This is a genomic window from Candidatus Spechtbacterales bacterium (assembly GCA_040879145.1).
In the GTDB taxonomy this organism is placed as follows: domain Bacteria; phylum Patescibacteriota; class Minisyncoccia; order Spechtbacterales; family 2-12-FULL-38-22; genus JAWVZY01.
In genome coordinates this window covers 6,377-17,610 of sequence record JBBDKX010000025.1, presented here as the reverse complement: position 1 = coordinate 17,610, position 11,234 = coordinate 6,377, and the positions used below count along the sequence as shown (strand labels likewise).

The 11,234-nt window shown below is 38.2% G+C and carries 13 protein-coding genes, 2 tRNA genes and 1 riboswitch; of the genes, 1 reads left to right on the top strand and 14 read right to left on the bottom strand.

Annotation, left to right across the window (positions count from 1 at the left end; genetic code table 11):
• Nucleotides 1-126: 126 nt before the first annotated feature.
• The 14 genes from WDZ40_02990 to WDZ40_02925 form a co-directional block, all read right to left on the bottom strand.
• Nucleotides 127-438, bottom strand: coding sequence for a metalloregulator ArsR/SmtB family transcription factor (locus tag WDZ40_02990; GenBank protein MEX0877799.1), 312 nt, complete (start codon nucleotides 436-438; stop codon nucleotides 127-129).
• 154 nt (nucleotides 439-592) lie between these two features.
• Complete coding sequence (locus tag WDZ40_02985; GenBank protein MEX0877798.1) at nucleotides 593-1,258, bottom strand: deiodinase-like protein; 666 nt, start codon at nucleotides 1,256-1,258, stop codon at nucleotides 593-595.
• Nucleotides 1,259-1,423: 165 nt separating this feature from the next.
• Nucleotides 1,424-1,954: a hypothetical protein gene (locus tag WDZ40_02980; protein ID MEX0877797.1), complete on the bottom strand. Its 531-nt coding sequence runs from the start codon at nucleotides 1,952-1,954 to the stop codon at nucleotides 1,424-1,426.
• A gap of 76 nt (nucleotides 1,955-2,030) precedes the next feature.
• Nucleotides 2,031-2,134, bottom strand: a riboswitch (SAM riboswitch).
• A gap of 255 nt (nucleotides 2,135-2,389) precedes the next feature.
• Nucleotides 2,390-3,085 carry a hypothetical protein gene (locus WDZ40_02975; GenBank protein ID MEX0877796.1) on the bottom strand — a complete coding sequence of 232 codons (696 nt, stop codon included), beginning with the start codon at nucleotides 3,083-3,085 and terminating at the stop codon, nucleotides 2,390-2,392.
• A 15-nt stretch (nucleotides 3,086-3,100) separates the two neighbouring features.
• Entirely contained in the window at nucleotides 3,101-5,149 is a 2,049-nt protein-coding gene (locus WDZ40_02970; GenBank protein ID MEX0877795.1) for a DNA/RNA helicase domain-containing protein, read from the bottom strand.
• 3 nt (nucleotides 5,150-5,152) lie between these two features.
• Nucleotides 5,153-5,500 (bottom strand): nucleotide pyrophosphohydrolase, encoded by a 348-nt coding sequence (locus WDZ40_02965; protein MEX0877794.1) that lies wholly within the window; start codon nucleotides 5,498-5,500, stop codon nucleotides 5,153-5,155.
• Between the two features lie 375 nt (nucleotides 5,501-5,875).
• Nucleotides 5,876-6,469 carry a hypothetical protein gene (locus WDZ40_02960; protein MEX0877793.1) on the bottom strand — a complete coding sequence of 198 codons (594 nt, stop codon included), beginning with the start codon at nucleotides 6,467-6,469 and terminating at the stop codon, nucleotides 5,876-5,878.
• A gap of 2 nt (nucleotides 6,470-6,471) precedes the next feature.
• The gene (locus WDZ40_02955; protein MEX0877792.1) at nucleotides 6,472-6,834 is read right to left on the bottom strand and encodes a hypothetical protein; all 363 of its coding nucleotides are present in this window, start codon (nucleotides 6,832-6,834) and stop codon (nucleotides 6,472-6,474) included.
• 69 nt (nucleotides 6,835-6,903) lie between these two features.
• Entirely contained in the window at nucleotides 6,904-7,173 is a 270-nt protein-coding gene (locus WDZ40_02950) for a winged helix-turn-helix domain-containing protein (protein ID MEX0877791.1), read from the bottom strand.
• A 305-nt stretch (nucleotides 7,174-7,478) separates the two neighbouring features.
• On the bottom strand, nucleotides 7,479-8,570 hold the full coding sequence (locus tag WDZ40_02945) for a hypothetical protein (GenBank protein ID MEX0877790.1): 1,092 nt from the start codon (nucleotides 8,568-8,570) through the stop codon (nucleotides 7,479-7,481).
• A gap of 450 nt (nucleotides 8,571-9,020) precedes the next feature.
• Nucleotides 9,021-9,431, bottom strand: coding sequence for a nucleotidyltransferase domain-containing protein (locus WDZ40_02940; GenBank protein MEX0877789.1), 411 nt, complete (start codon nucleotides 9,429-9,431; stop codon nucleotides 9,021-9,023).
• Nucleotides 9,432-9,680: 249 nt separating this feature from the next.
• Nucleotides 9,681-9,959 carry a GIY-YIG nuclease family protein gene (locus WDZ40_02935; protein MEX0877788.1) on the bottom strand — a complete coding sequence of 93 codons (279 nt, stop codon included), beginning with the start codon at nucleotides 9,957-9,959 and terminating at the stop codon, nucleotides 9,681-9,683.
• A 37-nt stretch (nucleotides 9,960-9,996) separates the two neighbouring features.
• Nucleotides 9,997-10,067 (bottom strand) — tRNA-Gln (locus WDZ40_02930).
• 36 nt (nucleotides 10,068-10,103) lie between these two features.
• Nucleotides 10,104-10,175, bottom strand: a tRNA-Gln gene (locus WDZ40_02925).
• A 191-nt stretch (nucleotides 10,176-10,366) separates the two neighbouring features.
• Between WDZ40_02925 and WDZ40_02920 the strand changes: the two genes are divergently transcribed.
• Nucleotides 10,367-10,744 carry a hypothetical protein gene (locus tag WDZ40_02920; GenBank protein ID MEX0877787.1) on the top strand — a complete coding sequence of 126 codons (378 nt, stop codon included), beginning with the start codon at nucleotides 10,367-10,369 and terminating at the stop codon, nucleotides 10,742-10,744.
• Nucleotides 10,745-11,234: the final 490 nt, after the last annotated feature.

Genomic DNA, 11,234 nt, shown 5'->3' with positions numbered 1-11,234 from the left:
GCAAGTCAAAAGACTCACTCTTTAAATAACTATAAGCAAAAACAGTTAAAATACCGAGGGTTATAAATGCCGTTATGGTAATTATTTTTTTCTTTTCCATGTCTATTGATTTTATAATTATAAATTCTATTTAAATTCTACGTCACAAATTATTTTTTTTAGTTCTTTCGTAAATTCATTTTTAACCAATTTGTAACAAATATTGTTTCCTTTGCGTTCTGTTGCAAGCAAGCCCTCTCTATGCATAAGTTGCAAATGGTGTGATGTGTTTGCAATTGTGGCATCAATTTTTGAAGAAATTTCAGATACGCACGGTTCTTTGCTCTCAAATAAAAAGCAGAGTATTTTAATACGTGTATCATCTCCTACAATCGCAAACAGCCGTGCTTTTTTTAAAAGCGCTTGTTCGTTGGAAATTGATTTTATTTTATTAACCACAAAATAAGTATATCAATAAACAAAAAACTATTCAAGTACTCACTTGAATAGTTTTTTGTAGCGCACAGTTTTTTATGGCGAGGTCTATGGCGAGGTCGGACCTTGCCATTTGTTAATAGGGCAAATATTAAAATTGATGCAATAAAAAATTTCACTACTTTTTAAAAATACGGTGTTTAACCAAGGCGGGAAACTGCAGAATAAAATCCTTCACTGCTATCCAGCCACCATCAAGGAATGTAGAAATATTTAATCTCTCGGGCTTGTCTATAAGTTTCTTTTTTGCGGGTACCGGCTTTTCTCCCCTCGATAAACGCTCTAAATTTTTCTCAACCTCTTTTGTGCGGTTCCATTGCGAGCGCCACGCTATCTTGCCTTCACTGTCTATTATAAAAACAGAATCGGGAAAAGTGCCGTAAATCTTATGAGCTGTCCCCTCTACATCATCCACCAATATGGTTCTGGTTTCATTGCGCTTTTGTTTCAGCAGGTTCGCGCATCCTATTTTATCCTCCATGCTCTCGTGCGGTCCTATCTTTTCTCCCGGGTGCGCCTCGCGTACATAAAGGACTAAAAATTCAACTTCGGGAAACTTTTCAACAAGTTTTTGCATCGGCCTTATCTCTCCCACATATATGGGGCAGGTCACACTACCCATTTCCAAGACAAGAGGTTTTCCAAAATAGTCCGACAGCATAACCTCTTTACCATCTAAAGTAAGCGCTTTAAAATCCGGAGCCCGCTCCCCCTCAGCGGGACCGTCAAAACCCGTAAAGTTATAATAAGTAGCTTTAAAATTTTTGTAGTTATAATCACTCATGCTCACATTATACCAAAAAACCCCGCACCCGTCTCACGCCGAGGCAGACTTGCGGGGTTCAACTTTTTTGAGGGTCTAAGCCTGGCAAGGTCCGACCTTGCCAGGTGGCGAATATTGAAGTTGGGCTTCAATCCATCTTGGGTGGGTTGTTTTTAAAACTCCGCGTTACTCACTCCCCCAGAGCTCAAAAAGCGCAATTGCTTTTTTGCTTTTTTTTGCTTGTACTTCTTTGCTCCCTCTATGTTTTTCTGTCCACCACTTTTCTTTGAAAAATTCATACAGCCACTGTGCGGCATTATCGTAACCTATTTTTTTTAAAAACTTCAATTGGACTAAATATGCGCCTTTTTCTGCTTGCGCATCTGTATATTTGCGTGCAGATTTGTATTGTATAACATGTTGGGCTTCGTGAATAAGTTCAGAGGCTATAAATTGATATGGGTAAGATTCATCTATGATGGCCGAGCCTTCAACAAGCCAGCCCCATTTTGTGCCGTCTCGCGATTGCCTAATTTCATTATACCAGCCCTTTTTTGAAAAAATAAAAATAACGTCAATGTGTTTTTTGACCTTTTCAAAAGCTTGGGCGTCAGACCGTTTTAAAAAACGAATCGCCTGCTCCACTTTTTTGTAATATTCCAATGACGGAAATACAACAACAATCCCATGTACAGTTTTCTGACTAAATTTTTCCATATATGCACCTATTAGTAATAATCGGGCATTACTAAAATAAAAAATCCTTTCCCATGGAAAGAATTCTCTAAAAAATTAATTATCTTTCCCCACATGGGGCTGGATGTAGCACCACTTCGCAAAGCGAAAGGTTGCCGGTGGATCACAGGGCCAGCACCCTAACCACACTCTTGATAAAACTATTTGATTGTAATTACATTATAACAGGTTTTGTTTAATTTTAAAAACCAAAAATTTGAGTTTTTTTATTTTTTGAGGGTCTAAGTCTGGCGAGGTGGGAAATTGTCGTTTGTTAATACTTCCGCATATTTTTTTAATAACTTTTTATTTAAATTTAAATCTTTTTCCATACAATTATATTCTACCATAACAAAAAAAGCGGCTACCACCGCTCTTTGAGTTCTTTTTCAATTTTCTGAATAATTTTTTCCGAATCTATTCAATTTTATCTGATTTTTCTAAATTATGCTTTATGCACAATAAGCGCACGTTTTTTGCGCTTAAACTAGTTCCACCTTTTGAAAACGGTAAATCGTGGTCAAAATGTAGATTTTCTGTACTCCCACACTTAACACATTTACCTTCATCTCTTTTCCAAACCTCCCTTTTTATTTCTGAAGGTATTAATCTAGTGTGTTCGATATTTTCTGATACTTTATTATTTTCCTCATTTCTATCAGACAGTCGCAAAATAAATCTAAAAACATCTCGTTTTCCGTCATTAATAATTCTGTAGTCAATAAGATCAAAAAAACCCTTTAAAGACCAAACGCCAGGAAGTATCTTTTCATACACCTTAACTAATTCAGGTTCGCCTCCTTTTTCTTTATAATTTTTTACCGCTTTTGCGAAGCGTCCATTTTGAGCTAATTTCCCACTATCCAAATTTTCTGGCTGATTTTCTTCCTTCGGGTTATGGCCGTAGCCTCTCCTTAAAACATCGTGTCCTTCATATTCTATGGTTATGCCATCATCATGAATCTTATCTCTGTAAGGCGCATTGGATCTTTGAGACATTAGTATTACAGAATATTTAGAGTTAAGGCGAAAATTCATACCACGCTGTAGCGTTTGAACTCCTTCTGCATCACACATCTCTCTATAACTTAAAATGTCATCTTGTATTTTCATAATAGTCAGTCTGGTTTATAAATCAGTGTGTTTTATTACCTCTTGCACTATTCCTTGCACACTATCTCCCTCGCTTGGCGTGATTGGCTTATGAGCCCCATTGCTACTTTTTGGAATAAGTAGACGAACACCATCTTTTCGCGGACCATATTCTTTAATTGTTACATTTTCACCTTCGAGAAGTGCCACCACTTTGTCTCCGGTTTCGCCTTTTTCACCATAACGACAGAGAAGTAAGTCGCCGTCTTGTATACCAGCAAGATTCATAGAATCGCCTTCAGCTTGAACAATAAAGTACTTAGCTCCCGGTTTTAGCCTCGCTTTTGGCACCGAAATATACTCCTCAATATTTTCTTTGCCGAGAATTGGATTGCCGCATGGCGCTGATCCAACAAGCGGAATCTGCACCATTTCTACTGTTGTAAGTGAAGGACTCAGTTGATTATTATTAAAATGGTAAAGTATGGGTTGTTTATAATTAGAAATAAATTTGCTAAATACTTGGCGTAATTTTTCATCAACAACAAATATATAAGTTCCTTTTACACCGCGTGTGAGAAGTGTTCTATAAATATTAATAATGTACTGCTCTAGCTCTAGCGGATCTGTAACACCCGCATGACCATTGCGATCACAATATTTGCTTTTATCTACTACAATTTTCTTGCCTTCTTCGTCATAAGTAAGTTCTGGACCAATAATCACGCCTACATAATTCATACCATAGCCCTGTACTGTATGAATACAGCCCACCTCATTAATTGCATTTGGTGAGTTTACCCAATCTTTCGTTTTGCTATTCCAACGAAATTTGTGACCATCAATTTCGATATCAAAGTCCTGTTTTGGGGTGCCATTTGTTGGTTTTGTTACCCATGGCCATGCGAACCCTGCAACCATGCGACAAAGTCCAAACTCTTTATCCTTATCCTTAATAGCTTGATGCATTTCAGCAACGTCATTGAACATGCGTAATTCATAATCTTTAAATACTGGCTGAACGATATTTCTTTGATTTAAAATGGCATCAATAAAATGCACATATTCTTCCCCTGCCTGAATTCGCATTTGCTTCGTAAGTTTATAAAAATGCGCACCTATTTTGCGTAGATCCACATCATCGATGTCTGCCGGTAAAACACTTTGCTCTTTGTCATAAAACAATACTTGCTGTTTCGTGGTTGCGAGGATCCAATCAAGTTGCGTGGCTTCTTTTGGAAGACCTAATTCTTTATTGGTACGATCAAACGCCGTATAAGCACCAGGTCCACCGAGGTTTCTTCTTTTTTTTAATCGATGTGCTTCGTCGACGATAACAAGATCATACGATTCCTTTGCCACGGAGTGTGGACCAATAACCATGTTCGCCTTAAGCCCGGACGTGGCACGAAAAACTTGCTGTATGGTTCCGCGCAAGCCTGCCATGGGTGCAATAAGAGCAATTTTAAGGTGCTTTGTGTTCTCGTGATCCTTCAAATACTTCATCAGATATGCCGCAAGAATTGTTTTACCAGTTCCGGGCGCGCCTTCAACAACATATGTCATTGCTATTTCGTTTTCAATATCTTTGACCAGTTTCCTAACAAAAAGATATTGTTCTTCAGTTAACGCTTTATAGGGAGAATACTTAAAAAGATCGCTGTTTTCTATCTCATATACTTCCTTTTGGACAAGACCTTTCGTAATTAGTTCCTTCCAAATAATTTCACATTTAGCTCTATACTCTGATCGTTGATAATAGTTGTGATTGCGTAGCCCGTCATTCTTGTTCTGTAATGAAAATGACCCCTCTGCTGCTAAATGCTCAATAAGAAATGCTTCAATATCTAAGGTCGCTGATTTGTTGTACATCTCATCTGTAATGACATGGGCTCTCTTCAACCTTCTTCTCTCGCCGTTTTCATAATGTTGTTTCCCTCGATTATAAAAATTTGTGGTCTGCCCAACGTATGCTTCGTTCAGAGCCTCGAGTAAATAGACTACCGGCCAATCACGCCCATAGTGATATTTGCGTACATTCTCAAAACCATGCGGGCTAAATTCAAAAGTTTCTATTTGAGCCATAAATTAAAGTTCTGTATATTTTTTCGCTGTACCCTTTGCTTTTTCCACAGGATATTTTTCAGCATTCTTTTCTATTTTTGCCTCCAGCGCTTTATTAAGATCAATGTCTAAGTTATTGCTTATCAAAAGCACCCAATATAGAACATCAGCAAGCTCATCTTCTATGTCTTCCCTTTTCTCTTCTAATAGTTTGCCTATTTCCTTCTCGCTCTTCCATTGGAAAAGTTCCAAGAACTCTGTGGACTCTAAAACCAAAGATATCGCCAAATCTTTTGGATTATGAAATTGATTCCAATCCCTATCTTCCACGAATTTTTTTATTTGATTTTTTAGATTTTCTATATCGCTCATAAAATTTGAAAATTAAAATATTAAAAAAGCTAACTTTTTCTTGCTAGCCCTATCATTAAATTACCACAAAATAAAGCAAAAATGAAGAAAAATCAGCCTTTCGGGCGTTTGTTTTGAAATTTGAACTTTGGCATTGATTTGAAATTACAAAAAGTACTTCGTTTTGGCAACCTAAAAGACGGGTTTTTAAATGGGAAAACCGGTTTTCCCATTTAGCTGTTTTAGGGTTTTGAGCCCGTGCATTTTTTTAAGGACGCGGGATAAGCGAAGAATGACCTGGGTCATTACCCTAAATAATATAAATACTTATAAACAAAATATTCCAACATTCTCAAGAATGTTGGAATGTTTTGTTGTGATTATGTATTCCGTATATTATCTTTCAAGGCGGAACATTACTTTTTGTATACCGACCAGCAAAGGACCAAGCCAAGAAGATATAATTTTAAACAAAGTATCTCCTTCTTTTAGTTTGCCCCGTCTTATGTGGTCAACTGTACCTGTAATAACAATAGGCAGCCAGGGTATGTGTTTAGTGGCTTCGTCAACATCATTGCGCATATCTTTTTCGTATTTTCTGTATTCTTCTATGCGCATATCAATAAGTTGATGCCACATATCAATATGTTGCTGGTTTGTAACTCCTAATGCTTGAAGCATTTCGGGGTAACGCTTTTTTATAGCTTTAGACAAAATGCGTACACTGCGGGAAAAATTTGAATCTTCAATTTGATTGGCGCGGGTTTCTGTCATTAAAACTGCTAAAACAACTGCGTTGACGACTAATTCATTGAAAATTCTGTCTTGTTCTGTTTGGCTAATTTCAGAAAATTTTACAAGCTTTCTAAAATCATTATCCCGAAAAACACGAAAGGCAGAACGAGTTGCCTTATCAACGATTTTTTTGCCTACCTCTTCTGTAGAAAGGCGAGGCGTAAACAATAAATATACTAGCTTAAAAAATTTCATATTTATCTTATGTGATCGAAAATTGTTACATCGCCTTTTTCGTATTCTCCCACTTCGGCGCCATCATATATAAAACGATCTCCATCCTGATAAAAATAAAGGGCTGTCGAGCTATCTAAAATAATCTGAAAACCTCGTTGGACGGTTTGAGAAGGAATAATATCAATACGTTTTGTATTTCTAAATAGGCTCTCGGCTTTATTCATTTGGTCCGGATTAAGACCAAGCTCGCGTGTTAGTTTTATAATTCCTTTTTTCGGCCAAAACGTAAGCAAAAAACGGGTACTCCAGCTGACCCCGCCTTCTTTAAAATTTTTAAAATCAAACTTTACGTTTTTTAAGTCAAAATCCTCAAAATTGTCCATATAAAAATTAAAACATTCCAACATTCTCAAGAATGTTGGAATGTTTTTTATGGGGGGAGATTTTGTATCTTATTTAAAAGTTTTTATAAACTTTACAAACCTTTCTCCGTAAGGTGAGAGGGAGTGCTCTACTTGCCTGCCTTTATATTTTTTATTCAATAATCCGGCTTGTACCAGACGCCTTGTGTGTTCGGAGATGGTTTTAAAATTAGCATTAAGTTCTTCGGCAAGCTTCTCTACCGTGATGCCTTTTGCTTTATCTACTGTAAGTAAGATCTCTATACGATAGTGATTTGCCGCACCTTTAAAATATCGCTCAAGTTGTTTTGGTGTTTTCATGTTGCTCACCACTGTAACACAAATTATACAACATTCCAACATTCTTGAGAATGTTGGAATGTTGTTGTTGGAGACTCGGTAAAATAAACCAATGACTCAGGTATGGTGCTAAAAGATAAAAGAGTTTATTAATAAAACATTCAAAATTTGAAATTACAAAAAGCATTTCTTTTTGCTTACCCCATCTCAACCTAAAAGACGGGTTTTTAAATGGGAAAACCGGTTTTCCCATTTAGCTGTTTTAGGGTTTTGAGCCCTCGCATTTTTTTTAAGGACACAAGATAAGTATTTAGATACAATTTTTATTATGACTTTTCCTCATAATAATTTTTATATTCTTCCCAGATCTCTTCTATTCGCTCCGGCTTCAGTATGTTTTTTAATAGAGCCTCAAATATTTTTTTGGCGAGATGCCGGTGTATAAATTTATCAGGACCTCCCGCGGGCTTTCCTTGTTTTTCCCATTCTTTTACAAGATCTACTGATATACTCAAAGGAAAAATTACAAGAGCCAGATCATCTATGTCGCTAGTCTCAGCATTTTTCAGTTTCTCTTTTGAGCTTTTTACTTGTCTTTCCTTGGTTTTTCTTGCCATTGTATTAGTTGTGAACTGGATACCTATATTTTCTACATCTTCTGCTTCTACATTTACGCCTCTTCTACGGGGAGCTTTGTGTATTATGAAATCTATTTTTTGTTCCACATCCTGGAAAATATCAGCCTCTTCCACACTAAAATCCGCATCCTCCATATCGTATCTTAGTTTTTTTAAAATATTTTTTACCATTCCCTCAGCTATAAAGCCACCTGTATGCTCCCTTTCGCCCGCTTCTTTGCTTTCCTTAAATCTTTTATAAGCCTCTTTTCTTTGAGGGTGGGCTACATCGCCCTCTGACTCGCTTATTATTATCTGATCATCTAATAAATCACGTAGATCGTTTTTGGCCAACTCTATAATATATCTTTTGAGCATGGGCCTGGAAGTTGTTTGCTTGTCGAGCGCATACTCAACGCCCCACTCCATATCTGTTACTATTTCACCATATGTTGCTTCCATGTCTTTACCATCACCATTTTTATAAATAAAGACCTGCCTCTTTTCGTTAAAAGAGGCATCACGGGCATCTTCGGACATCTCAATCTTGCAATTTGGATCATCCAGGCAACGCAAGCGCTCTTTTAAGGTATCCATTATTTCCTGCTTTTTCTTTTGTATCTCATAGATTTCCTGCTGATCTTCCACGGATGTCCCCTGTCTGTCCGCGGCTTGTTCCAATTGCCAATCTAAAACATGCTGAAAACGCCCTACTTCTTCAGGAGTGTTTTTATTTGGATCTATTTCTTGTTTTGTAAGCTTACTATAGCTTGAAACATCTTTTTCAAATCGAGGTCTCATACAATTATTATACCGCATATATGCGGATAGTTTATGTGAAAATAAAAAACCACTCACACAAGCGCTTTTTTCAAAATCTTCATTTCTGGCAAGGTCCGACCTTGCCAGAACAAATTAATAAATTGATTCAAAATTCAAAATTCAAAATTACAAAAAGCATTTCTTTTTGTTTGCCCTATCAACCTAAAAGACGGGTTTTTAAAATGGGAAAACCGGTTTTCCCATTTAGCTGCTTTAGGGTTTTGAGTCCTCGCATTTTTTCCTGCCTGCAGGAAAAAATGAACATTTTTAAATCCCTCAAAGAAGGATTTAAAAAGTTATGTTGGCATCCACGGTTGTGAACCTGCCTGGTTCAAGCCAGTACTTGTCCTTCCGAAGCCTCGTGCGAAGGAGGAAGGGCTTTCCGGGGATGTTTTTGGGGTTAAAAATTAGGTGTCTCGGTCAGGGTTACTATGGTTGCCACTGAATTGTTTCATCCTTATCAAACAAAATTTTGATAATATGTTCTTTGCGAGAAAAAGTAAATTCACGACTATGTTCTTGAAGGTCAAGTTCAATAGTTTGCGCCTTCGGAAACCCCTTTAGGTGAAAAATATGTTTGGCTAATTTTGGATTTTGTGAGTATATCCCACGAGCCTCTTCGGCATCAATTTTCCCTACTTTTTGAAGCTCTTTTCGAACAATATCAATACATTCGTCAAACATTCCATTATCAATATCAAGCCATACATCAATGTCTGAGTTTTCAGTAAATTTTTCGGTAGCATAAGAACCCTCAAGCCACATAGCATGAATATGTTGATTTTCTTTGAGTCGCAGTGCAATTTCTTTGACTACATCAAATAAAGTTCTTTTGGCCATGTTTAGTAAATTAAAAATTATCCAACCTCTCTCGGTCACTCGAATTAGCACATGAGTGTTGCCTCGCAGGGATTCGCCCATGAACCAGAGCTTCGCTCGATTCAGGGCGCCGTATACCGAGCTTTGCTCTGGTATACGGCGAGCCCCATTTCCTATACAGTGTTGCCCGGCAGGGATGGATTCGACAGGTGTCGGCGGTGAGCCCGCCGAACCGCTCACCATTCCTGCCGCAGAAGCATTATCACCAAGCTAAGTGCCTTTGCTTAATTTGCGAAGTAATTCTATATTGCCATCTATGAGAGCTTTCTTCTTTGCGATACTCCATTTTTTAAGCTGTTGCTCCCGTTTTTCAGCCTGATATCGTTTAGAGTAATCCTCTTTGTATACAAGCTCAAAATCAGAAAACCTTTTTGTATAAGGAGAATATCCTTTTTTATGTTCTTCTAATCTTTTATCCATATCATCAGTCAACCCAATATAATAGGTTTTCTGATCGCAAAGAAGAATATACACGTTCCAATTATTCATAGACATTTAACGCAAAGACACTGAGCTTGTCGAAGTGTTGCCTCGCAGGGATTCGAACCCCAACTAACTGGACCAAAACCAGCCGTTCTACCATTAAACTACGAGGCAAAATTTTCCCGGTTCCGCAAAACGAAACCGGGTTCGCTGCCGAGGGAAGACTCGAACTCCCACTTGTGGATCCAAAGTCCATCGTGCTGCCAATTACACCACCCGGCAATATTTTCCTGCCTTAAAACCTTAAAGCGACAGGATACGCCTATTTTACCCTAATTTTAAGCAAATTTCAAGTTGTACCCCGCCCCCTTTATTAGATTGCATAGTTCCACAAAGGAGGCGGGATTTACCTAATTTTAGTTATGTGCTAACTTGTCATTAGTTCTTGGGAGTCAGACCTAAATGGGGGTTCAATGAGAGCGGAGGAATTTAAAGAATTACTTCCAAAGATATGCGATAAGGATACAACGCTGGATCCTGACGGCTGGACACGGAAAAATCCTCTGTGGGGGCATTGCGCCGTAGTTTCGGTGCTGGCACAGCGATTGTTCGGCGGAGAGCTCTTACGTGCATCGCTTGAAGGCACCGATTTTGCCCACATGCGTTCGCATTACTGGAACCGGCTGTTTGGCGACACAGTAGAAGATTTTACAGCAAATCAATTCGGGAACAATTACCCCTTGGGATTAGGCCCGAAGGCCGAAACCAGGACGGTAGAATATGTCTTGAGCAACCCCGAAACAAAGAAAAGATATGAGCTCCTTCTTGAACGCTTTGAAAGCGTAAAATAGTACTAAAAAGCTCGCAGTTTTGCGGGCTTTTTTATTTACCTATTGTGTGTACAACAACTGTGTGGATATGTGGCCATACAGCGAATATTGCAACAATCGTGCTGGTTGTTTTTTTTGTCGGGGTCATCTTTATGAAAACAACAAACATGCGGAGCTGTTGTAAGACAGTCCATGTCACAGCAGTCGTGCATTACAGGTGTCCTTTCAAGAGCTGGATAAATTATACCACAACAAAAAAAATCCCGCATCCGTCTTTCGCCGAGACAGTTTTGCGGGCTTTTAATAATTTTAATATTTGGATGCAGTTCTAGGCAGGCGCGAGGAACGGAATGATAGCCCCTCACTTGCTCGCAAGTGAGGGGTGGAATGAGTACCACAGCGCCTAACGACGAAATGCGCCAAATATTAAAATTAAGTTTATAGATATTTGCTTATATTATTGAGATGTCCCTGATAAGTGGCAGAGCAATATATCTGCCCCTTAGCATGT

What these genes read in the sequence shown, in the direction of transcription:
- WDZ40_02985 (MEX0877798.1), bottom strand. Translation starts at nt 1,258, where the DNA reads ATGAGTGATTATAACTACAAAAATTTTAAAGCTACTTATTATAACTTT.
- WDZ40_02980 (MEX0877797.1), bottom strand. Translation starts at nt 1,954, where the DNA reads ATGGAAAAATTTAGTCAGAAAACTGTACATGGGATTGTTGTTGTATTT.
- WDZ40_02975 (MEX0877796.1), bottom strand. Translation starts at nt 3,085, where the DNA reads ATGAAAATACAAGATGACATTTTAAGTTATAGAGAGATGTGTGATGCA.
- WDZ40_02970 (MEX0877795.1), bottom strand. Translation starts at nt 5,149, where the DNA reads ATGGCTCAAATAGAAACTTTTGAATTTAGCCCGCATGGTTTTGAGAAT.
- WDZ40_02965 (MEX0877794.1), bottom strand. Translation starts at nt 5,500, where the DNA reads ATGAGCGATATAGAAAATCTAAAAAATCAAATAAAAAAATTCGTGGAA.
- WDZ40_02960 (MEX0877793.1), bottom strand. Translation starts at nt 6,469, where the DNA reads ATGAAATTTTTTAAGCTAGTATATTTATTGTTTACGCCTCGCCTTTCT.
- WDZ40_02955 (MEX0877792.1), bottom strand. Translation starts at nt 6,834, where the DNA reads ATGGACAATTTTGAGGATTTTGACTTAAAAAACGTAAAGTTTGATTTT.
- WDZ40_02950 (MEX0877791.1), bottom strand. Translation starts at nt 7,173, where the DNA reads ATGAAAACACCAAAACAACTTGAGCGATATTTTAAAGGTGCGGCAAAT.
- WDZ40_02945 (MEX0877790.1), bottom strand. Translation starts at nt 8,570, where the DNA reads ATGAGACCTCGATTTGAAAAAGATGTTTCAAGCTATAGTAAGCTTACA.
- WDZ40_02940 (MEX0877789.1), bottom strand. Translation starts at nt 9,431, where the DNA reads ATGGCCAAAAGAACTTTATTTGATGTAGTCAAAGAAATTGCACTGCGA.
- WDZ40_02935 (MEX0877788.1), bottom strand. Translation starts at nt 9,959, where the DNA reads ATGAATAATTGGAACGTGTATATTCTTCTTTGCGATCAGAAAACCTAT.
- WDZ40_02920 (MEX0877787.1), top strand. Translation starts at nt 10,367, where the DNA reads ATGAGAGCGGAGGAATTTAAAGAATTACTTCCAAAGATATGCGATAAG.